The 21,529-nt window shown below is 68.7% G+C and carries 21 protein-coding genes and 1 other RNA gene; 5 read left to right on the top strand and 17 right to left on the bottom strand.

All coding sequences use genetic code 11. The features are described 5' to 3' along the window. Window positions 1-61: 61 nt before the first annotated feature. Window positions 62-253, top strand: a complete 192-nt coding sequence (locus tag CSC65_RS04645) for a hypothetical protein (RefSeq protein ID WP_162408880.1) — start codon at window positions 62-64, stop codon at window positions 251-253. Window positions 254-265: 12 nt separating this feature from the next. On the opposite strand, the gene CSC65_RS04640 is transcribed toward CSC65_RS04645, so the two are convergent. The 6 genes from CSC65_RS04640 to hrcA form a co-directional block, all read right to left on the bottom strand. Continuing rightward, window positions 266-1,414 (bottom strand): prephenate dehydrogenase, encoded by a 1,149-nt coding sequence (locus CSC65_RS04640; protein ID WP_238390273.1) that lies wholly within the window; start codon window positions 1,412-1,414, stop codon window positions 266-268. Beyond that, a complete protein-coding gene (pdxY, locus tag CSC65_RS04635; protein ID WP_162408878.1) occupies window positions 1,411-2,319 on the bottom strand; it encodes a pyridoxal kinase in 909 nt (302 codons plus the stop codon). Before pdxY ends, CSC65_RS04640 begins: the two co-directional genes overlap by 4 nt. A gap of 182 nt (window positions 2,320-2,501) precedes the next feature. Next, a complete protein-coding gene (gene dnaJ, locus CSC65_RS04630; protein ID WP_162408876.1) occupies window positions 2,502-3,629 on the bottom strand; it encodes a molecular chaperone DnaJ in 1,128 nt (375 codons plus the stop codon). 88 nt (window positions 3,630-3,717) lie between these two features. Then, window positions 3,718-5,640, bottom strand: coding sequence for a molecular chaperone DnaK (gene dnaK / locus CSC65_RS04625; protein WP_162408874.1), 1,923 nt, complete (start codon window positions 5,638-5,640; stop codon window positions 3,718-3,720). Between the two features lie 110 nt (window positions 5,641-5,750). After that, a complete protein-coding gene (gene grpE, locus CSC65_RS04620; RefSeq protein WP_162408872.1) occupies window positions 5,751-6,266 on the bottom strand; it encodes a nucleotide exchange factor GrpE in 516 nt (171 codons plus the stop codon). A 102-nt stretch (window positions 6,267-6,368) separates the two neighbouring features. After that, entirely contained in the window at window positions 6,369-7,436 is a 1,068-nt protein-coding gene (gene hrcA / locus CSC65_RS04615; RefSeq protein ID WP_162408870.1) for a heat-inducible transcriptional repressor HrcA, read from the bottom strand. Between the two features lie 150 nt (window positions 7,437-7,586). Here hrcA and recN point away from each other — a divergent pair, with 150 nt between their 5' ends. After that, on the top strand, window positions 7,587-9,326 hold the full coding sequence (gene recN, locus CSC65_RS04610) for a DNA repair protein RecN (RefSeq protein ID WP_162408868.1): 1,740 nt from the start codon (window positions 7,587-7,589) through the stop codon (window positions 9,324-9,326). A gap of 31 nt (window positions 9,327-9,357) precedes the next feature. Here the strand turns inward: recN and fur are convergent, their stop codons facing one another. Beyond that, window positions 9,358-9,765 (bottom strand): ferric iron uptake transcriptional regulator, encoded by a 408-nt coding sequence (gene fur / locus CSC65_RS04605; RefSeq protein ID WP_162408866.1) that lies wholly within the window; start codon window positions 9,763-9,765, stop codon window positions 9,358-9,360. 116 nt (window positions 9,766-9,881) lie between these two features. Between fur and CSC65_RS04600 the strand changes: the two genes are divergently transcribed. Beyond that, window positions 9,882-10,286 carry an outer membrane protein assembly factor BamE gene (locus CSC65_RS04600; protein WP_162408864.1) on the top strand — a complete coding sequence of 135 codons (405 nt, stop codon included), beginning with the start codon at window positions 9,882-9,884 and terminating at the stop codon, window positions 10,284-10,286. Between the two features lie 6 nt (window positions 10,287-10,292). Here the strand turns inward: CSC65_RS04600 and CSC65_RS04595 are convergent, their stop codons facing one another. Further along, complete coding sequence (locus tag CSC65_RS04595; protein WP_162408862.1) at window positions 10,293-10,568, bottom strand: RnfH family protein; 276 nt, start codon at window positions 10,566-10,568, stop codon at window positions 10,293-10,295. Continuing rightward, complete coding sequence (locus CSC65_RS04590; RefSeq protein WP_162408860.1) at window positions 10,565-10,993, bottom strand: type II toxin-antitoxin system RatA family toxin; 429 nt, start codon at window positions 10,991-10,993, stop codon at window positions 10,565-10,567. The genes CSC65_RS04595 and CSC65_RS04590 overlap by 4 nt, the downstream gene beginning before the upstream one ends. Window positions 10,994-11,037: 44 nt before the next feature. Between CSC65_RS04590 and smpB the strand changes: the two genes are divergently transcribed. Both smpB and CSC65_RS04580 read left to right on the top strand, forming a co-directional pair. Beyond that, window positions 11,038-11,553: an SsrA-binding protein SmpB gene (gene smpB / locus CSC65_RS04585; protein ID WP_162408858.1), complete on the top strand. Its 516-nt coding sequence runs from the start codon at window positions 11,038-11,040 to the stop codon at window positions 11,551-11,553. A gap of 220 nt (window positions 11,554-11,773) precedes the next feature. Further along, the gene (locus CSC65_RS04580; protein WP_162408856.1) at window positions 11,774-11,986 is read left to right on the top strand and encodes a hypothetical protein; all 213 of its coding nucleotides are present in this window, start codon (window positions 11,774-11,776) and stop codon (window positions 11,984-11,986) included. Window positions 11,987-12,090: 104 nt separating this feature from the next. Here the strand turns inward: CSC65_RS04580 and CSC65_RS04575 are convergent, their stop codons facing one another. The 8 genes from CSC65_RS04575 to CSC65_RS04540 all read right to left on the bottom strand — a co-directional run bounded on the left by CSC65_RS04575 (window position 12,091) and on the right by CSC65_RS04540 (window position 21,311). Beyond that, window positions 12,091-12,504, bottom strand: a complete 414-nt coding sequence (locus CSC65_RS04575; RefSeq protein ID WP_162408854.1) for a low affinity iron permease family protein — start codon at window positions 12,502-12,504, stop codon at window positions 12,091-12,093. A gap of 186 nt (window positions 12,505-12,690) precedes the next feature. Next, window positions 12,691-13,044: a transfer-messenger RNA gene (gene ssrA, locus CSC65_RS04570) on the bottom strand. Between the two features lie 203 nt (window positions 13,045-13,247). Further along, window positions 13,248-13,721, bottom strand: a complete 474-nt coding sequence (locus tag CSC65_RS04565) for an MgtC/SapB family protein (RefSeq protein WP_162408852.1) — start codon at window positions 13,719-13,721, stop codon at window positions 13,248-13,250. Between the two features lie 45 nt (window positions 13,722-13,766). Beyond that, window positions 13,767-15,194: an efflux transporter outer membrane subunit gene (locus tag CSC65_RS04560; protein ID WP_162408850.1), complete on the bottom strand. Its 1,428-nt coding sequence runs from the start codon at window positions 15,192-15,194 to the stop codon at window positions 13,767-13,769. After that, the gene (locus CSC65_RS04555) at window positions 15,188-15,922 is read right to left on the bottom strand and encodes an SDR family oxidoreductase (protein WP_162408848.1); all 735 of its coding nucleotides are present in this window, start codon (window positions 15,920-15,922) and stop codon (window positions 15,188-15,190) included. The genes CSC65_RS04560 and CSC65_RS04555 overlap by 7 nt, the downstream gene beginning before the upstream one ends. Before the next feature lie 28 nt (window positions 15,923-15,950). Continuing rightward, window positions 15,951-19,121, bottom strand: a complete 3,171-nt coding sequence (locus tag CSC65_RS04550) for an efflux RND transporter permease subunit (RefSeq protein WP_162408846.1) — start codon at window positions 19,119-19,121, stop codon at window positions 15,951-15,953. 89 nt (window positions 19,122-19,210) lie between these two features. After that, on the bottom strand, window positions 19,211-20,449 hold the full coding sequence (locus CSC65_RS04545; protein ID WP_162408844.1) for an efflux RND transporter periplasmic adaptor subunit: 1,239 nt from the start codon (window positions 20,447-20,449) through the stop codon (window positions 19,211-19,213). Between the two features lie 64 nt (window positions 20,450-20,513). Beyond that, window positions 20,514-21,311 (bottom strand): SDR family NAD(P)-dependent oxidoreductase, encoded by a 798-nt coding sequence (locus CSC65_RS04540; RefSeq protein WP_238390283.1) that lies wholly within the window; start codon window positions 21,309-21,311, stop codon window positions 20,514-20,516. Window positions 21,312-21,529: the final 218 nt, after the last annotated feature.

Raw genomic sequence — 21,529 nt, 5'->3', positions numbered from 1 at the left:
GGCGCGGCGCGAATAATCGGTGCCGGACCGGTCGCGTCCGTCGACAGCCCAGGAGGCCAGCATGTCCTTCCGCCAGTTCCCCGCCACCGCCAGCGACGGCAATCCCTACATCATCATCGAATTCCACGACGAGCACGGAGGGCCCGATGGCCAGCCGTCGCTGCGCTACGAACTGGCGGACGGCCAGCGACTGCAACGCCGGGACGATCGCTTCGCCAATGCCGATGGCACCCTGATACTGACCGCGGACTGATCCTGCGACGCGTCAGGGGCGCTCCAGCACGCGTCCCAGGCCTGACTGGTCGATCTCCGCGGCGGCTGCGCGCAGCGAGGCGACATCGGCGCCGGAATCGAATCCGATCCGGAAATGGACTTCGCCTGCCGGCGTCCGCGAGGAGTGGATCGAGGACAGGCTGATGCCATGCGCCTCGAACACGTGCAGCAGCGCCCGCAGCGAACCCGGGCGATCCTCGGGCAGGTGCACGCTCAGCCGCCGCGTCTCCGTCAGGTCGGCCAGCAGGTAGCCGACGCGCTCGAAGGTGTAACTGCCGTCGGCAGCGGCGCCATCGCCCCAGGCCTCCAGGTTGCGGCTCAGGAAGTGTTCGCGGAACTCGGCGCGCGCCGGCTCATCGCCGCGACCGACCAGGGTGCGCAGGCGGGCGATCTCGGTAGCCAACCGCTCCAGCATTTCGCCGGTGTGCGGATTGCCGAACTGGATGTCCTCGTAGATTTCCGGGTTCAGCGACAGGATCCGCGCGGTCACCGCCGCATCCATCTCGAAGCCGATGGAGCGGTATGGCATCAGCTGCGCCGGTCCGCCGAGTTCGGCAGCGAAACTTCGCAGCACGCCGGCCTGCCCCAGGTGCGCGGCATGGACCATGGCCTGCACCAGCGCCATGACCCGGTCATGGTGGGCAGGGGTGCTGCGCACGTACTCGCCCTGCAACGCTTCAAGCAAGTGCTGCAGCCACGGCCGCCAGGCATCCAGCCGCGCTTCGCAGACCACCACCACGCGGCCCTTCAAGGTAGGCGTCTTCAAGGGTGCGGTCATCGGGTGCAGGCCCACCACCTCGGCCTGGGACTCGAGCATCGCCGCCACCGGCGCCTGCTTGAGCGAGGTGATGTCCAGCCACAGGCGACCCCGCTCGCGACCCGCCGAACGCGCGACGTAATCGGCGATCAGCCCGGGCGTGTGCCGGATCGGCGCGGCGAAGACCAGCACCTCCGCCTCTTCGACCAGCAGCGACGGTGGATCGCTGCCCGCATCGGCTGGATCGTGGCCCAGCACCCGCAGGCCCATGCGCTCCTCGAAGAACCGGCGCAGCCAGCGCCCATAAGCGCCGGCGCTGCCGACCAGGCCGATTACCGGCGCCCCGCCTGCTTGCGCTCCGGGGGTAAAGATCGTCGAAGTCAAAGCGGCACCGCCGGGAAACGCGCTGGCCCTTCCGCCAGCGCCGCCGCCGGAGCGGCGAGCACGTCGAGCTCCTCCCAGCCATGGAGGAGGGTCGATTCCAGCGTGGCATGCACGCCGGCCAGCGCACGCTCGGCAGCTCGTTGCGGTGGCTCGCCGCGAAGCAGGAACGTGGCCAGCAGGGCCGACAGCACGTCGCCGGTGCCCGCCACGTCCACGTCCAGGCGCGGCGAGGTCATGCGCCAGGCGCGCTCACGCCCCACCAGCAGCGTGACCAGCGCTCCATCCCCGCCTTCCACGCTGTGCGCGAGTACCCACTGCGGGCCACGCGATAGCAAGGTGCGGGCCGCTTGCACCGCGTCGGCTTCGTGCAAGGCCGGTTGGCCGGCAAGCCGCTCCAGTTCGAAGGCGTTGGGCGTGACCATCCACGCCAGCGGCAGCAGCCGCGTGGCGAATACGGACTCCAGTCCCGGCTCGACGTAGGCGCCGGTATGTGTGTCGCCGATGACCGGATCGAGCAGGTAACGCGGCGCCACGCCTCCGTGGTGCAGGCGCTCGAGCCAGCCGGCAAAGGCTTCGCCGTTGGCGACGCTGCCGAAATAGCCCGAAACGACCATCCGCGCGCGGGTGCTGACGCCGCGATCGTCCAGGCCCTGCAGGACGTCGGCCAGCCATTCGGCGGGCAGCACCCGCCCGCGCAAGGTCGCGTAGAAGGGGGTATTGCTGAGCAGCGTGGTCGGCACTTCCACCACGCGCACGCCGAGCATGCGCAACACCGGCACCGCCGCGCTGTTGCCCGCGTGGCCATAGGCCAGTTGCGACTGCACCGACACCAGGTCGACCGGCAACGATCCGGAAGGCCGGTTGCGACGTTCGTGGACCAGGTGGCTTTCGAGCGCCTCGCTCATTCGATCGACCGTGATTCCGGGCCACGCATGCTAGCGCGTCGCCTCGCGGGCGGCGCGCAGCGTTTCAGCTGCAACGGTTGAGGCTGATCACACCGGGTTACTTGCACTTCGATGCAGGCGCCCGATGCCGGAGTCGGTGTTCCATGGCGCACCTGCGCGGCCAGACGCAGGTGCGCGACTGCTTACGGTGAAGTGATCCGGCCGAAGAACGACTTGACCCCGTCGAGGAACGTGGCCGAGCGCGGCGAATGCCTGCGTCCTTCCTCGCCGATGAACGTCGCCTCGAACCGCTCCAGCAGCTCGCGCTGCTCGGCGGTGAGGTTGATCGGCGTCTCGACCACGACGCGGCAGTAAAGATCGCCGGGGCTGCGGCTGCGCACCGACTTGACGCCCTTGCCGCGCAGGCGGAATACCTTGCCGGCCTGGGTCTCGGCCGGGATGCGGATTTCCGCTTCGCCTTCCAGCGTGGGTACGTTGACCGTGTCGCCAAGCGCGGCCTGCGAGATCCGGATCGGCACGTCGCAATGCAGGTCGTCGCCGTCGCGGCGGAAGATGTCGTGCTCGCGCACGCGCACTTCCACGTACAGGTCGCCCGGCGGCGTGCCCGGCGGACCGGCCTCGCCCTCGCCGGACAGGCGGATGCGGTCGCCGTTGTCCACGCCCGCGGGGATCTTCACCGACAGGACCTTCTCGTCCTCGATCCTGCCCGCGCCATGGCAGTCCTTGCACGGGTTGCGCACGACCTGGCCACGGCCACCGCACTCCGGGCAGGCCTGCTGCATGGTGAAGATGCCGCGCTGGAACCGCACCTGGCCGCGGCCGTGGCAGGTATTGCAGCCCTCGACCTTGCCGTCTTCCGAGCCAGTGCCGGTGCAGGTCGTGCACCCGGCCAACGTCGGGATCTCGATGCGCTTCTCGGCCCCGGCCACCGCCTCTTCCAGGTCCAGCTCCATCACGTAGCCGATGTCGGCGCCGCGACGCGCAGCGCGGCCACCGCCGGCGCCGCCGAAGATGGTCCCGAAGATGTCGCCGAAGATGTCGCCCATGTCCGGGCCTGGGCCGGCGCCACCGCCGCCCATGCCGTGCTCGAACGCGGCATGCCCATGCGCGTCGTAGGCGCGGCGCTTGCCACCGTCGGACAGCACTTCGTAGGCCTCCTTGCACTCCTTGAACGCCGCTTCTGAGGCGGAGTCACCCGGATTGCGGTCCGGGTGGTGCTTCATCGCGCAACGGCGATAGGCCTTCTTCAGTTCTTCGTCGCTGGCGTTGCGGGCCACGCCCAGCACTTCGTAGTAGTCGCGCTTGCTCATCGGGATTCCGTGTCTGACTTACGAGACAGCCCGCGCCATGCGAAGGCGCGGGCTGCATGACCACCGGCGGCGCTACGCCGCACGCGGCTTACTTCTTCTCGTCGTCCTTGACCTCGGTGAACTCGGCATCGACGACATCATCCTGCGCGCCACCGGAAGCGGCGCCACCGGCATCGCCTTCGGCCCCGCCCTGCGCTGCAGCCGCCGCGTACAGCGACTGCCCGGCCTCTTCCAGGGCCTTGGACTTGGCTTCGATCTGGCCCTTGTCGTCGCCCTTGAGCGCGGTTTCCAGCTCGGCGATGGCGCCTTCCACGCGGCCGATGACGTCGCCGGTGACCTTACTGCCGTGCTCGGTGATCGCGCTGCGGGTCGAGTGGATCAGGCCGTCGGCCTGGTTGCGTGCCTGCACCAGCTCGTGGAACTTCTTGTCTTCCTCGCGGTTGGCTTCGGCATCGGCCACCATCCGCGCGATCTCGTCCTCGGACAAACCCGAGCCGGCCTTGATCTCGACCTTCTGTTCCTTGTTGGTCTTCTTGTCCTTGGCCGACACATGCAGGATGCCGTTGGCGTCGATGTCGAACGACACCTCCACCTGCGGCATGCCGCGCGGCGCCGAATCGATCCCGGTCAGGTCGAACTTGGCCAGCGACTTGTTGAAGCGGGCCTGCTCGCGCTCGCCCTGCAGCACGTGCACCGTCACCGCGGACTGGTTGTCCTCGGCGGTGGAGAAGGTCTGCGAGGCCTTGGTCGGGATCGTGGTGTTCTTCTCGATGATCTTGGTGAACACGCCACCCAGGGTCTCGATGCCCAGGCTCAGCGGGGTCACGTCCAGCAGCAGCACGTCCTTGACGTCGCCACCCAGCACGCCGCCCTGGATCGCGGCGCCCAGCGCCACGGCCTCATCGGGATTGACGTCCTTGCGCGGTTCCTTGCCGAAGAACTCGGTCACCGCCGCCTGCACCTTCGGCATGCGGGTCTGGCCACCGACCAGGATCACTTCGCCGATGTCGCTGGCGCGCAGGCCGGCGTCCTTCAGCGCGGTGCGGCACGGTTCGATGGTCTTCTTCACCAGGTCATCGACCAGCGCCTCGAGCTTGGCCCGGGTCAGCTTGATGGTCAGGTGCTTGGGACCGGAGGCGTCGGCGGTCACGTACGGCAGGTTGACCTCGGTCTGCTGCGCGCTTGACAGCTCGATCTTGGCGCGCTCGGCCGCATCCTTCAGCCGCTGCAGGGCCAGCGGGTCCTTGCGCAGGTCGATGCCCTGGTCCTTCTGGAATTCCTCGACCAGGTAGTCGATGACGCGCGCGTCGAAGTCCTCACCACCGAGGAAAGTGTCGCCGTTGGTGGCCAGCACCTCGAACTGCTTCTCGCCGTCGATGTTGGCGATCTCGATGATCGACACGTCGAAGGTGCCGCCGCCCAGGTCGTAGACGACGATCTTGCGATCGCGGTTGTCGTCCTTGTCCAGGCCGTAGGCCAGGGCCGCGGCGGTCGGCTCGTTGATGATGCGCTTGACGTCAAGGCCGGCGACGCGGCCGGCGTCCTTGGTCGCCTGGCGCTGGCTGTCGTTGAAGTACGCCGGCACGGTGATGACCGCCTCGGTGACGGGCTCGCCCAGGAAGGCCTCGGCGGTCTTCTTCATCTTCTCCAGCACCTTGGCGGAGATTTCCTGCGGGGCCATCTTGCGGCCGTCGCTGGTCTGCACCCAGGCGTCGCCGTTGTCGTGGGCGAGGATGCCGTAGGGCACCAGGTCCAGATCCTTCTTCACTTCGGCGTCGGTGAACTTGCGGCCGATCAGGCGCTTCACCGCATAGAAGGTGTTCTTCGGATTGGTGACCGCCTGGCGCTTGGCAGGCGCGCCGACCAGGACTTCGCCGTCCTTGGTGTAGGCCACGATCGAAGGCGTGGTGCGGTCGCCTTCCACGTTCTCGATCACACGGGCCTTGCCGCCGTCCATGATCGCGACGCACGAGTTGGTCGTGCCCAGGTCGATGCCGATGATCTTGCTCATTGTGTGGTGCTCCCTCGGAATGGAATGGCCGGTGAAACCGTGGCCTTGCTCGCTAGATAGGGCCGCGCCGGCGCCGTTCAAGAGGGCGTCGCGGCATGGATGAGACCAGTTCAGTCGTGCCGGGCCACCACGACCAGCGCCGGACGCAGCAGGCGGTCGTTGAGCATGTAGCCCTTCTGGAAGACCTGCAGCACGCTGCCCGGCGCGGCGGCGCCCGGATCGGCCTGGCTGATGGCCTGGTGGTGCTCGGGATTGAACGGCTGGCCGGCCGGATCGACCACCGACAGGCCGTTGTCGGCGGCGACCTTGAGCAGCTGGCGGTAGGTCAGCTCCATTCCGTCCTTGAGCGGGCCGCTCTGGTCGACCGCGGCCGCCAGGCCGGCATCGAGGCTGTCGAACACCGGCAGCAGTTCGCCGAGCAGGCGCTCGTTGGCGAAGCGGCGGGCCTGCTCGACATCGCGCGCTACCCGCTTGCGCTGGTTTTCCAAGTCGGCGCGCTCGCGCAGCGAGTCGGCGCGCAGCTGTTCGATCTCGCCCTTCAGTGCTTCGATCTCGTCGCGCAGCTGCAACTCGAGGGTGGCTTCGTCGTCCGCACCGGCGGCGGAGGGGATGTCGTTCTGGGTCATGCAATCGGCTCCGTGGCGGCGCTCCCGGCCGCCCATCCGGCCCGTATGGGGGCCGGGGTGGAGCGATTCAAGTCGCGGAGCCGATTCGACCGCCGACCGGATTCAAGTCGCCGGGCGTTCGCCAGACGACTGCAGCGCCGCGCCGAGCACGTCGGCAGCCGCCTGGACCACCGGAATCACCCGGTCATAGGCCATCCGGGTCGGGCCGATCACACCCAGCACGCCCAGCACCTGGCCGCCGGCGCCGTACGGCGCGGTCACCAGCGAGACCCCGTCCAGCGGGGCCAGTCCGGTTTCCTCGCCGATGAAGATGCGTACCCCCGGCGCGCGCTGGGTGCGCTCGAGCAACTGCAGGATCTCGCGCTTGCGGGCGAAGGCCTCGAACAGCTCGCGCAGGCGCTCCACGTCGGACAGGTCCTGCAGGCCCATCAGCCGGGTCTGCCCGGCCAGGACCATGTCGTCGCCGGGCGGCTCCAGTGCCTGTTCGGCCAGCTCGACCGACTGGGCGAGCAGCAGCTCCATCTCGTCGCGGGCCTGGCGCAGCTCGTGCAGCAGGGTCGCGCGGATCTGGGCCAGCGGCCGGCCGGCGCAATGGGTGTTGAGGTAGTTGGCGACCTTTTCCAGCTCGGCCGGTTCGAAGGTGCGCTGCGGCTCGACCACCCGGTTCTGCACCTCGCCGTCGGCGAACACCACGATGGCCAGGATCCTGCGCCCGCCCAGCGCGACGAAATCGATCTGGCGGAAAGCGAACTGCCCGCGCCGCGGCGCGCCGACCACGCCGACGAAATGGGTCATCGCCGAAAGCAGCTCGGAGGCATTGCCCAGCAGCGCCTGGGTGCCCCCCGCCCCCGCGGTGAGCTCGGCCCGCAGCCGGGCCATCTCGCGTTCGCCCAGCGACTTGACCTGCAGCAGGCTGTCCACGAACACCCGGTAGCCCTGCACGGTCGGCACCCGCCCGGCCGAGGTATGCGGCGAGCTCAGCAGGCCGCTGTCCTCCAGGTCGGCCAGGATGTTGCGGATCGTGGCCGGGCTGACATCCAGGCCGGCATGGCGGGCCAGGGTCTGCGATCCCACCGGCTCGCCGTCGCGGATGTAGCGCCCGATCAGGGTGCGCAGCAGCTGGCGCGCGCGCGGGTCGAGCGGAAGGGCCGGTGGCGGGTTGGGATTCATGGCGGATAGATAGCCCCAGCGGCGACCGGCCCGCAAGCGGAACATCACCCATGCGGCGGTCCGGTCACGGCGCGTCTCAGCCCACGCGACCGCCGGGCCGCAGGCTGCCCCGGCCTGCGGAAGGCCCGTGCCCGCCTCTACAATGCCGACATGCTCAGCCACCTCGCCCTCAAGGATTTCGCCGTCGTCCGCGCCACCGAACTGGAATTCGGCCCCGGGATGACCGTGATCTCCGGGGAAACCGGCGCGGGCAAATCGCTGCTGGTGGATGCGCTGGGCTTCCTCTCCGGGCTGCGGGCCGACAGCGGCGTGGTCCGCCACGGCAGCGAACGCGCCGAACTGTCGGCCGACTTCGACCTTACCGGCAATGCGCTCGCGCGCGACTGGTTGCGCGGCAACGAACTGGACGAGGACGGCCAGTGCCAGCTGCGGCGGATCATCCGCGCCGACGGCGGTTCGCGCGCCTGGATCAACGGCCGCCCCGTCACCCTGGCCCAGCTCACCGAGCTGGCCGGCCTGCTGGTCGAGATCCATGGCCAGCACGAGCACCAGTCCCTGCTTTCGCGGGCCAGCCAGCTGGCCCTGCTCGACGCCCATGCCCGCAACGAGGCCGAGCGCGCCGCGGTGCAGGCGACTGCGGCCGCCTGGCAGGCGCTGCTGGCCGAACGCGAACACCTGCAGGCCCAGGGCGACGTCTCCGACCGGATCGGCTGGCTGGAGCACCAGCTGGCCGAACTGGAGCGCGAGGACCTGGAGCCCGCCGCGCTGGAGGCACTCGACCTGGCGCACCGCCGGCACGCGCACGCTTCGGGCCTGATCGAGGCCTGCGACGACGCGCTGGTCCGCCTGGGCGGCGAGGACTCGCCATCGCTCGCCCGCCAGCTGCAGCAGACCCGCGCCGCCCTGGCCCGTGCCGCCGAGCACGAGCCGCGCCTGGCCGAAGCCGACACCCTGCTCGAAGGCGCCGGCGTGCAGGTCGAGGAAGCGCTCGCCCTGGTCGGACGCATCCGCGACGACCTGGAAGTGGACCCGGCGCGTTTCGAGCAGCTCGAGCGTCGCCTGGGCCGCATCCACGACCTGGCCCGCAAGCACCGCCTCGCCCCGGCCGAGCTGGCGGCTTACCGCGATGGCGTGGCCGCCGAACTTGGCGTACTGCGCGGCGCCGGCGAGCGCCTGGATCGGCTCGACAGCGAGATCGCCGCCGCGTCTGCCGCCTGGCGTAACTCAGCAGCTACCCTTACCGGTACCCGACGCAGCGCCGGCCAGGCCCTGGCGACGGCCACCACCGCGCTGATCGCCGAACTGGGCATGGGTGGCGGCCGCTTCCTGGTCGAACTGGAACCGGGAGACGGCGCGCGACCGGATCCGAACGGCGCCGAACGCGTGGAGTTCCTCGTTGCCGCCAACGCCGGCCAACCGCCGCGGCCGCTGCGCAAGGTCGCCTCGGGCGGCGAACTGTCCCGCATCTCGCTGGCGATCGAGGTCGCCGCGCTCGGTTCGGATGCCGTGCCGACGATGGTCTTCGATGAAGTCGATTCGGGCATCGGCGGCGCCGTAGCCGAGATTGTCGGCCGCAAGCTGCGCGCGCTCGGTCGCGCGCGCCAGGTGCTGTGCGTGACCCACCTGCCCCAGGTCGCCGCGCAGGGCCACGCGCATTACCGGGTCAGCAAGGCCCCGGTGGAAGGCATCACCCGCAGCGCCGTGGAACTGCTCGACGACGGCGGCCGCGAGGCCGAACTGGCACGGATGCTCGGTGGCGTCGAAATCGGCCCGGAGGCCCATGCAGCCGCACGCCGGCTGCTGGACGAAGCCATCGCGGCCGAAGCGGACGCCGTCGAAGCCGAGGAGTCGGTCCGTCCGGCGCGCCGGTCAGGCACCCGCTCGCGCTGAACTCACCCCGCGGTGACGCCGCCGCCTGGATTCAGCGGCGCTTCTTGCGCACGTAGAGCACCAGCGAGTGTTCTTCCAGTTCATAGCCGTGCTTGGCAGCGATCTCGCGCTGCAGCTTCTCGATCTCGGCGCTTTCGAACTCGATGATCTTGCCGGTGTCCAGGTCGAGCATGTGGTCGTGGTGGCCACCGCGATCCAATTCGTACATCGCCTGGCCGCCCTCGAAGTTGTGCTTGATCACCAGGCCAGCGGCCTCGAACTGGGTCAGCACCCGGTACACGGTCGCCAGGCCGATCTCGTCGCCATGCTCGAGCAGGCGGCGATAGAGGTCCTCGGCGGTGAGGTGGTGCTGGGGCTGCTTCTCCTCCAGCAGTTCGAGGATGCGCATGCGCGGGTGGGTCACCTTCAGACCGACGCGGCGCAGATCGTTCGATTCCATGACCTCTCTCCGTTCTTCCGGCCATTCACTGCCGGTTTACCGCCAGCCGCCGTACGACGGCCTCCAGGCGCGCCGGGAGTGTATCATCGGCCCACTTTCCGTCCCGCGTGCCCGCAATGCCAAGCTTCCGTCGCCTGTTGCTGATCGCTCCCCTTTCGCTCGCCGTCGCCGGCTGCGGCGTGCTCTACAAGCAGCCGATCTACCAGGGCAACCTGATGGAGAAGGAAGCGGTCGACCAGCTCAAGCCCGGACTGAGCAAGCAGCAGGTCGCGGCCCTGCTTGGCACGCCCTCGGTGGCCGATCCGTTCCATGCGCAGCGCTGGGACTACGCCGCAACCGAACGCACCAACCGTCGCGGCACGGTCGAATCGAAGACGCTGACGCTCTATTTCGAAAACGACACGCTAGTCCGCTGGGATGGCGATTACTTCCCCGAGCAGGACCTGGAGCTGTCGCAGAAGGCCTATCGCCAGTTCGGCCCGAACCTGGCCAGGGACAAGGACAAGAAGGGCCGGCGCTGAGCCGGATCAGCCTTCGCGCTGGCGCTGTGCGCGCCGGCGCCGCGCCTCCTTCGGATCGGCCTGCAAGGGCCTGAGCAGCTCCAGGCGGTCACCGTCGCGCAGCAGCGTGGCCGGTTCCACCGCCACCCCGAACACCGCATGGCCCGCCACGCCGGGTTCATGGTCCAGGCCTGCCTGCCTGATCGCATCAGCGACCGTGGCGCCCGGCTCGAGCCGCAGGTCGAGTTGCACGAACCGGTGCGGCCAGGCCAGCACCACCTGCACGCGCAGCATCGCTGTCACCCGCCGTTGTCGGCCACGCGCACGAAATCGTCGACCATGCGGTCGGCCAGGCCCTGGAAGCCGAGCGTGAACACCGGCCCGAGCAGCCGCGAATGCGGCTCGAATTCCAGTGTCAGCGTCACCTTGCAGGACGATTCGTCCAGCACGTGGAAGTTCCACACGCCGTGCAACTTGCGGAACGGCCCATCGCGAAGCTGCATGTCGATCCGGTGCGGCCGTTCGAGCCGGTTCTCGGTGGTGAACCACGTGCTCAGCGAACCCAGGCCCAGGTCCAGGCGCGCCAGCATCCGCCCCTCATCCTGTTCCAGCACCTGCGCCTGCTCGCACCAGGCGAACCGGCGCGGATAGGCCGCCACGTCGTTGACCAGGTCGAACATGCGGGCGGCGGAATGGCCGACCAGGGCGCTGCGTTGGATGCTGGGCATGCTTGGTGCGTCTGCGGACGCCGGAATTCGGCGACAATGGTGGAATGAGCAAGAATCCGGCCCATGATAAGGCAAAGGCCAAAGCCAAGGCCGCGCCCGCCCAGCGCACCATCGCGCTGAACAAGCGCGCGCGCCACGAATACCACCTCATCGACAGGTTCGAGGCCGGACTGGCGCTGCAGGGCTGGGAGGTGAAATCCATCCGCGCCGGCCGCGCCAACCTCACCGACGGCTACGCCTACGTGCAGGACGGCGAGATCTACCTGATCGGCGCCCAGATCACCCCGCTTATCCAGGCCTCCACCCACGTCATCGCCAACGATCGTCGGACCCGCAAGTTGCTGCTGCACCGCCACGAGATCGACAAGCTGATCGGTGGCGTCCAGCGCGACGGCTACACCATGGTGCCGACCGCGATGTACTGGAGCGGGAACAAGGTCAAGCTGGAGATCGCCCTGGCCAAGGGCAAGCAGGAGCACGACAAGCGCGATACCGCCAAGGAGCGCGACTGGCAGCGCGAGAAGCAGCGGACCATGCGCCGCCACAACAAGAACGCCTGACCGGTCGGTCCGACGTCCCTAGCCCCCCTCCAGCGGGCGGGTAGGAAAAGTCCTACACGAAATCGGGAAGTATCCCGACTGCGCATGGGCATCCTGGGAAGGCATCCTGTCGTTGCCCCGGCAGAACGGCTTGCACCGCCAGCAACGGAACCGCTCTGCAATGGACAAGGTCGCCGGCAGGATGCCGGGCCGGGGACCCTCTTCCCGTGGAGCAGCCCCAATGGATGACAGCACCCTCCAGCTGGTCGGATCCCACGGCGGCTGGCGCTTGATCGACAACGGCGAACCCTCGTTCTGGTTCCTGGAACGTGACCAGGCCATGCAGATCGCCCGGGTCATCGCCGATTCGCGCGCCGGCCTGCGCTTCATTCCCACCCGCATCGAAGCCGAGAACGACGACGGCGAGCTGGAGCTCGTCGCCTCCTTCCCCTGACTCGAAGCCGAAGCGGATGCAGACAGGGCCGGGCGTTCCCGGCCCTTTTTTTTGCTCCCTGGGCACCGCCCGGCCCGGGATGCAGCAACTTGGCCAAGGTGCCGTCAGGCGTCATCCCGGCAAGGCGAGCCACCCTGCCCCTTCTCCGGCGCGCGCCGCGCCTTCTCGGCAAGCGCCTCGTACTGGCTGCGGAACGCCTCCAGCTTGTGCTCGTCCATCTCCTCCATGTCGAGCAGGATGTTGTCCGCTTCGCGGGTCGCCCTGATCAGTTCGTCCAGCTTCAGGTGCAGCGCCGCCGTATCGGCGTTCTGCGTGTGCTGGATGAGGAACACCATCAGGAAGGTGACGATGGTCGTGCTGGTATTGATCACCAGCTGCCAGGTGTCGTTGAACCCGAACAAGGGCCCACTCATGGCCCACGCCAGAACCACGCCTAGCGCGAGGCAGAACACCCAGGGCGTCCCGGCCGCATGCGAAGCCTTCTTGGCTACGGTGTTGAATGCGCTTTCCGCACCCATGGCAGACACTCCGGGGAAGCAGCCCGAAGCGTAGGCGCGGCCTCATCGCGAAGTCGTGCAGGAAGGGTGAAAGGGCGATGATGAAGTGCAGGCGGGTGCGCGCTGCGCCCAAAACAAAAACCCGATCCACCACAACCTGGGGGATCGGGTTCTTCAGCAACATCCGCATGAAGCCGCGGACCAAATTGGTGGAGGTGGGCGGAGTCGAACCGCCGTCCGAAGGTACTCCATCTCCGGCACTACATGCTTAGCTCACCGTTGGATCTCGTCCCGTGGCAGCACGGCGTGCTAAGCGCACCCAAGGACCAGCCTGTTTTGGGTTAACCGGGCGCTGACAGGCAACCACCCCCGGCGATCCTGTGATAATGACCCTACATCCACGAGCACAGGCACAAGTGGGTTCGGGGCTACGCCTTAAGCGGCGAGAGCGTAGTTGTCGTCGTTGGCAACTAGAGTTTTGCCGCTGGATTAACGAGGAAAGCTGCCCCCTCGGCATGCGCCAGTCGATTTCGCAACCCCCGTCGAAACCAGGACACCCCCGGTAGCGCGGGCGAAGCCATCTCGCCAGACCCTTCCAGTGTAGGGACGCCTGCCCCCCGCATCAAGGCGCCCGCCACCGGCGCTGTGCATGCGTTCATGGCGGCCGCAGTTCGCTGGGTGGGCACGGCAGGCGCGCCGTGTCGCGATCACCGTCAGGCCGCGCACGGAGCTAGGCGCGGACACCGCCCGATGCCAGCGGGTGCTCACCGGTCGCGTGCACCCTCGAACTCATGCCGTGCGCGGCGCTCCAGTGCACGCAGGACGGTCAGCACCGCCAAAGCCAACAGGGTGATTGCCAGGGCGAGGATGTAGTAGCGGAAACCAACCGTGATCCCGATCGCCGCGACCATCAACAGGGATGCCGCGGTGGTGATGCCCTGCACGCCCTGGCCGCCGCGGCTGGCGAAGATGGTGCCGGCACCGATGAACGACACGCCCGCGATCACCGCTTCCACCAGGCGCAACGGGTCGATCTGCAGGCCATTGCCGGCGTAGTGCGAGTCTTCCAGCACCATCCTGCTCAGGCCGAGCAGCAACGCCGCAGTTCCGGCGACCAGCATGTGGGTACGGAAGCCGGCGGGCCGGTCCTTGAGCTCACGCTCGAAGCCGATGGCGCCGCCCAGCGCCATCGCGTAGAGCACTCCGGGAAGCACGCGCAGTTCTTCGATCCAGTCCATCGGCGCAACATCGCCGAAGCCCCGTGAAGACGCCGTGCGCCGCCATCAGTAAGCCTCGACTGCACCCGTCGCTGCCAGATCCGCCCCCTGCCCGGCCTGGCCTGTCCCGCCCAACGCCTTGTAGATCGCGACGGCCGCGATGTTCACCGCCGCCTCCGCGTCGGCGAGCGCATCGTCGGCTGCGAGCTGGTTGCGCTGCGCATCGAGCAAGGCCAGGAAGTCACCGCCCCCTTCGCGATAGCCGACTTCGGCCAGTTGGCTGGCCCTGCCAGCGGCGACCGCCTGGTCGACCACGATGCGCAGGCGTTCCTGGCGCCTGGCGTAATCCACCAGCGCATTCTCCGTGTCCTCCAGCGCGAGCAGCACCGTCTTTTCGTACTGCACGGCGACGCCATCGGCCGTGGCCTCGGTGGCGCGCAGGCGCGCGCGCACGCTGCCCATGTCGAACGCGGCCCAGCGGATGGATGGCGTCAGCGACCAGGCCTCGTTGTCGCCGCTAACCAGCCCGCTGAAGTCGCCGGAAACGAAGCCGGCAAAACCGCCGATGCTGATCCGCGGGAACAGGTCGGCCGTGGCGACACCGATGCGCGCGGTCGCGGCGGCCAGGCGACGCTCGGCCGCGCGCACGTCGGGCCGGTTGCGCAAGAGCTCGCGCGTATCACCCAGCGGCAATGCCTTCGCGTAGGCCGGGGCCTGCCTCGGCGACAGCAGTGCATCGAGCGCGCCAGGCCTTTCACCGACCAGCACGGCCAACCGGTGGCGCGCACGCGCCTCGATAGATTTCAACAGCGGGATGTCCGCCTCGATCGCCTTCAGCCGTGCTCGACTACTTTGCGCGTCGACCTCGCTGCCGGCGCCCAGTTCCCAGCGTGTCTCGGTCAGGCGCTGGGTCTCGTGCAGGTTGCCCAGCGTCTGCTCGGCGACCGCGACGCGTTTCTGCGCACCACGAAGCAGGAAGTAGTTACGCGCCACCTCGGCCGCGACGCTGACCTGTACGTCCTCCAGTCCGGCCTGCTCGGCGCCCAGGTCGGCGCGTGCCGCTTCCGCACCGCGCCGCAGCCGCCCGAACAGGTCAAGCTCCCAGGCTGCATCGAAGCCCAGGCTGTACTCCTCGACGGTCGTGCGCACGCCGTCGCCGGCCGGTTGCCGCCCGCGCACCTGGCCCGCGTCCATCTGCACGTGCGGCCAAGGATCCAGCCCGCGCTCGACGAACACCGCGCGCGCGGCCTGCACCCGGGTCATGGCGATGCGCAGGTCCGGATTGGCGACCAGCGCATCTCCTACCAGCCGGTCGAGCACCGGATCCTCGAACTGCCGCCACCATTCGGCCACCGGCGAGTCCGTGGCGAACACCGGTGCTTCGGCGTTGTGCAGCTGGACCGGAGCGGGCGTGGAGGCCCGGTAGTCCGGTCCGACCGCGCAGGCCGACAGCAGCGCGAGCGACAAGGCCGCAAGCAAGGGTCGCATCACCATGGCAGCACCTGGTCCATATAGAAGTAGCCGCCCTGCGGGCCGTCTTCGCCGATCAGGGCCAGCCTGACGCCGGTGCGTGCGCCGTCGGCGATCTCGATCTCGCCCTCTCCACCGTTCATGTCGGTTTTCACGTAGCCGGGGTGGATCGTGTTGACCTTGATCCTGCTGTCGCGAAGCTCATAGGCCAGCTGCACGGTCCAGGCATTCACCGCGCTCTTGGACACGTTGTAGGCAGGCACCTTGAAGTCGTAGATGGGCGAACCCGGCTGGGCGTGCAGCGCCAGCGAACCCAGCAGGCTGGAGACGTTGACGATGCGTGCGGAGGGCGCGCGGTGCAGCAGCGGCAGGAACGCCTGGGTGACCGCGACCAGTCCGAACACGTTGGTGTCGAAGGTGCGACGCCACGTGTCCAGCGACTGCTCCGAAACGGACTTTCCGATCTCGTCGAGCATGACCCCGGCGTTGTTGACCAGGATGTCCAGGCGACCGTAGCGGCGCTCGATCTCCTGCGCAGCAGCGGCGATGCTGGCGGCGTCGGTGACGTCCAGGGCGATGGCCTCCACCGGCAGGCCCTGCGCCTGGAGTTCCAGCGCCGCCTCCACGGCCTTCTCTCGATTGCGACCGGCCAACAGCGTGTGCACGCCGTTCTCGGCGAGCTGGCGCACGGTCTCGCGGCCGATGCCACGGGTGGCGCCGGTGACCAGCGCGACCTTGGATGAGGTATTCATGGATGTCTTCCTGTTTGGGGGATGAGGGTCAAGCGTGTGCCGGTGCGACGTCGGCGGCCGGGCCATGCGACACCAGCGGCCGGTCCGCAAGCTTGCGCAGTGCGACGTAGAACACCGGGGTCAGGAACAGGCCGAACAGGGTCACGCCGAGCATGCCCGCGAACACGGTGATGCCCGTGACCGAGCGCACCTCGGCGCCCGCGCCGGTGGACAGCACCAGCGGCACCGTGCCGGCGATGAAGGCCACCGAGGTCATCACGATCGGACGCAGGCGCAGGCGGCAGGCTTCGAGTGCCGCTTCGACCACGCCCTTGCCCTGCAGCTCCAGCTCGCGGGCGAACTCGACGATGAGGATCGCGTTCTTGCATGCCAATCCCATCAGCACCACCAGGCCGACCTGCACGAACACGTTGTTGTCGCCACCGCTGGCCCACACGCCGAGCAGGGCCGACAGCAGCGTCATCGGCACGATCAGGATCACCGCCAGCGGCAGGGTCCAGCTTTCGTACAGCGCGGCCAGAACCAGGAACGCGAGCAGCACCGCGAGCGGAAACACGACCAGCGCCGCCTTGCCCTGCGTGGCCTGCTGGTAGCTCAGGTCGCTCCAGTCGATGCCCATGCCCGGTGGCAACACCTGCTGCGCCAGTTCGGTCACCTTGGCCATCGCTTCGCCGGAGGACAGCACGCGCGGATCGGCTTCGCCCATCAGGTCGGCAGCGGGATAGCCGTTGAAGCGGATCACCGGATCGGGGCCGTAGCTCTCGCGGATCTCGACCATCGATCCGATCGGCACCATCTCGCCCCGGTCATTGCGGGCGCGCAGGTTGGAGATGTCCTCGACCTCGTCGCGGAACGGACCGTCAGCCTGGGCGATCACCTGCCAGGTGCGGCCGAACATGTTGAAGTCGTTGACGTAGGCCGAGCCGAGGTAGGTCTGCAAGGTGTCGAACAGCTCTGTGAGCGGGACGCCCTGCGCCTTCGCCTTGACCCGGTCGACCTCCGCATCCAGCTGCGGCACGTTGGCCTGGTAGCTGCTGATCGGATATCCCAGCCCCGGCGTCTGTGCGGCCGCGCCCTGGAAGGCCTGCACGGCGTTCTGAAGTTCACCGTAGCCCAGGCGGGTGCGGTCCTCGATGAACAGCGACCAGCCCGAACCGTTGCCAAGCCCCTGGATCGGCGGCGGCATGAACGCGAAGGTAAAGCCTTCCTCGATGCCGGCGAAACGCTGGTTGAGTTCGGCGGTGATCTGCTCGGCGCTGTTCTTGCGCTCGGCGAACGGCTTGAGCGGGAAGAACACCACGCCGCTGTTGGGCGTGTTGGTGAACTGCAGCGGATTCAGCCCCGGGAAGGCGACTTCGTGGGCGACGCCCTCCACTTCCATCGCCATCGCCGCCATCTTCTTCAGCACCGCGTCGGTACGCTCGATGGATGCGCCCTCGGGCATCTTCACGCCGGCGATCAGATACAGCTTGTCCTGCACCGGGATGAAGCCGGCCGGCACCGCCTTGAACATCACGCCAGCGCCGAGCAGGAGCACCGCGTACACCGCGAACACCGCGCCACGCCGGCCCAGCGCCCAGCCCACTGCACCCTCGTAGCGCTCGGAGGTGCGCCTGAAGAACCGGTTGAACGGCCGGAACAGCCAGCCGAAGAGGCGGTCGATCAGGCGCGACAAGGCGTCCTTGGGCGCGTCGTGCGGCCTGAGCAGCTTGGCCGCCAGCGCCGGCGACAGGGTCAGCGAGTTGATCGCCGAGATCACCGTGGAGATGGCGATGGTGACCGCGAACTGTTTGTAGAACTGTCCGGTCACACCGGTAAGGAATGCCATCGGCACGAACACCGCGCACAACACCAGGGCGATGGCGATGATCGGCCCGGATACTTCGCGCATGGCCAGGTGCGCCGCTTCCAGCGGCGTGGCGCCATGCTCGATGTGGCGTTCCACGTTCTCGACAACGACGATGGCGTCGTCGACGACGATGCCGATCGCCAGCACCAGCCCGAACAGGGTCAGCGTATTGATCGAGTAGCCCAGCAGGTACAGCACCGCGAAGGTTCCCACCACCGAAACCGGCACGGCCAGCAGCGGGATGATCGAGGCACGCCAGGTCTGCAGGAACAGGATCACCACCAGCACCACCAGCAAGGTGGCCTCCAGCAGGGTGGCCACGACCGACTTGATCGAGTCGCGCACGAAGATCGTGGTGTCGTAGATCGACTGGATCTCGACGCCCGGCGGCAGGGTCTTGCGGATCTCGGCCATCCGCTCGACCACGGCATCACGGATCTCCAGCGCGTTGGCGCCCGGCGCCTGGAAGACGCCGATCGCCGCAGCGTTCTTGCCGTCCAGGCGCGCACGCAGCGTGTAGTCGCCTGCGGCGAGCTCGATCCGGGCCACGTCGGCCAACCGCACGGTCTGGCCGTCGGCACCGCTCTTGAGCACGATCGCGCCGAACTCCTCGACGCTCTCAAGGCGACCCTTGGCGTTGATCGGCAGCAGGAAGTCGCTGCCGTTGGGCATCGGTTCGGCGCCGAGCTGCCCGGCCGACACCTGCACGTTCTGCTCGCGCACCGCGCGCAGCACATCGCTGGCGGTCAGGCCGCGCGCGGCGACCTTGTCCGGATCCAACCACAGGCGCATGGCGTAATCGCCGCCGCCGAACAGTTGCGCATCGCCCACGCCGGGGATCCGCGCCAGGTCGTCCTTGACGTGCAGGCGCATGTAGTTGCGCAGGTACAGCGAGTCGTACTGGCCGTCGCTGGAAGTCAGGTGCACCACCATCAGGAACACCGGCGACTGCTTCTGCGTGGTCACGCCCTGCCGGCGCACGTCCTCGGGCAGCCGCGCCAGCGCCTGCGCCACGCGGTTCTGCACGCGCACGGCGGCATCGTCGGCGTCGGTGCCGGGCTTGAAGGTGACTGTGAGCTGCAGGACGCCATCGGAGCCGGCGACGGACTTGACGTACATCATGTCCTCCACGCCATTGATCGCCTCCTCCAGCGGCGTGGCCACCGTTTCGGAGATGACCTTGGGATTGGCGCCGGGATAGACCGTGCGCACCACTACCGAAGGCGGCACCACGTCGGGGTATTCGCCGATCGGCAGCAACGGGATCGAGATCAGGCCGGCGGCGAAGATCACGATCGACAGCACCGCGGCGAAGATCGGCCGGTCGATGAAGAATCGGGAGAAGTCCATGGGTGGATTTCCTGGAACGTGGGAATGGGGGCGCCCTGCCCCTGCCGGGGTGGCGGCAGGAGCGGGCAAGGAGCGCGTGGCGCGTCAGTTCAGTTGGCGGCGACGGCGGGAGCCGCAGCGGTTGCGGGTGCGCCCATCGCAACCGGTCGCGACTCGACCGGCATTCCGGGGAAAAACACCTTCTGCACGCCGCTGACGATCACCCGGTCGCCTGCCGAAAGGCCGGCTTCGACGATGCGAAGGGGCGCGCCGCCTGTCGGGCGATCGGTCGGGCCATCGGCGTCGGCCAGGCGCCCGAGGCGTACATCGCGCCGCTGCGCCTTGCCCTGGGCATCGACCACGTAGACGTACTTTCGGTCCTGGTCGGTGAGCACCGCCTTGTCGTCGACCAGGGCAGCCTTGAATGCACCGCTGCCGGGCAGGCGAACGCGTGCATACAGGCCGGGCGTGAAGCGGCGGTCGGCGTTGTCGAGTACCGCGCGGGCACGGATGGTGCCGGTGCCCGGATCGACCTGGTTGTCGAGGAAGTCGACCCTGCCTTCGTGCGGGAAACCGGTCTCGTCGGCGAGCGCCACCTGCACCGGCAGCGTGCCTTCGCGTTCGCTGGGCCGCTCGCCCTTGCGCGCCAGCTCCGCGTAGCGCAGGAAGCTGCGTTCGTCGGCGTCGAAATGCACGTGCACCTTGTCCAGCGAGACCACGGTGGTCAGCACGCTGGCGGCATCGCCGGCGCCGACGAGATTGCCGGCGGTCACCAGCGCACGCCCGGCGCGACCATCGATCGGCGCACGCACCTGGGTCCAGTCCAGCGCCAGCCGCGCCGTATCGACCGCGGCCTGCGCCGCGGCCACGTCGGCCTGTGCCTGCTCGGACGCGGAACGTCGCTGCTCGAAGGTTTCCACGGCGATGACCTGCTGCTCTGACAGGCGGCGTGCGCGGTCGGCTTCGCGGCGACCCAGGTCGGCACGTGCCCGCGCCCGCGACAGTTCGGCCTGCGCCCGGGCCAGCTCGGCGCGATAGCTGCGTGCGTCGATGGTGAAGAGCACATCTCCCTTCTTCACCTCCTGCCCTTCGCGATAGTTGACCTGCTCGATGTAGCCGGAAACGCGCGGACGCAGGTCGACGCTCTCGACCGCCTCGATGCGACCGCTGAACTCGTCCCACTGGCTGACCTGCCTGATGGGGACCTGCGCGACGCCGACCTGCGGAGGCGGGGCCTGTTCGCTGGCCTGTCCGCTGCAACCGGCCAGGACCGCCATCGCCAGCACGCTGGCGGCGCCCAGGCGCAGGAGCCGCGGTGACGGCGCATGGAAGAAGGAATGGATGTTCATGGGGGAAGCCTCGCGGGGATCGGAGTAGGCAGAAGTGGAGGAAAGCAGCAGGCGGAAGCCCGCATCAGGCCGCGGCACGGTCGCCGTCATGGGTACCTGCCGCGGCCTGCAGCGCCTGGGCGAAGTCACGCGCCAGCAAGGGACTCGCGGGAATGGCGTCGCGCGCGGAACAGGCCACGATGCAATCGGGCCGTCCGCTGCCGGCGACCAGCGACACCGCGCTGCGCCCGACCGCGAGCGCGGCGTGCCAGCCGCTGCAGGCGGAGCTGGCGTTGTCGGCATCCCAGACCGGCGCATCGACCGCCAGCAGCTGCAGGCGCACGCCCAGAGGCAGTGCCTCTTCGTGCAGCACCTTGGCCAGCATGCGCAGCGCCGCTCCGGTGATCGATGCATGTCCGTACCCGGCCCAGCCGCACTCGGCCTGCGGGCCGCCGATGAGCAGGTAGCGCGCTGCATCGACCTCGCCCTGGCGACTGTCGTTGGCCAGGAGCGGCAGCAGGTGGCGCGCGGCGGTCAGGTGCGGCAGCAGGCCGCGATCCAGGCTGTGGCGCAGGACCGTGGCGCGACGATCGAGCAGGCGGGCACTGCGACGCGGGCCGGCGATCGTATCGATGACCGCGCGCAGTCGACGCGGGCGTTCGGCGACCTGCGCGGCCAGTCGTGCCGCTTCGCGGTCGGTCGCCACCGACCCGGCCAGCAGCTCCAGCGCCGGCTCGTCGGCATGCCTCTGCGCCAACGCCTGCAGCCGGCTGTCGTCGCGTCCGACGGCGAGCACCGGGCTGCCTGCTTCCAGCAGCGCGGCCACCACGCCGGAACCGACCCGGCCACTGGCGCCCAGCACCAGGATCTCGGGGGAAAGCATCCCGCTCACGGGATATTTCCTCCCACACACGGGATAATCCCATCCGGGCACCTAATGGATTTCGATGCCTTCCTGGCCTCGCCCACGCCACCGCGCTGGTAGCGCGGCGGGACGGTGAACTCCCGGAAATGCCCGGTGGGCCTGCTCTCACCCAGCCCGGGCCGAATGAAAACCCGCTCCCGGCTTGGGGCCGGTGACGGAAACAGGTGGGACATGAA

The organism is Pseudoxanthomonas daejeonensis (genome assembly GCF_010093205.1).
GTDB classification, from domain to species: Bacteria; Pseudomonadota; Gammaproteobacteria; order Xanthomonadales; family Xanthomonadaceae; genus Pseudoxanthomonas; species Pseudoxanthomonas daejeonensis.
Note: the sequence above shows the minus strand (reverse complement) of the source record. Positions and strands in the feature narration are given on the sequence as shown.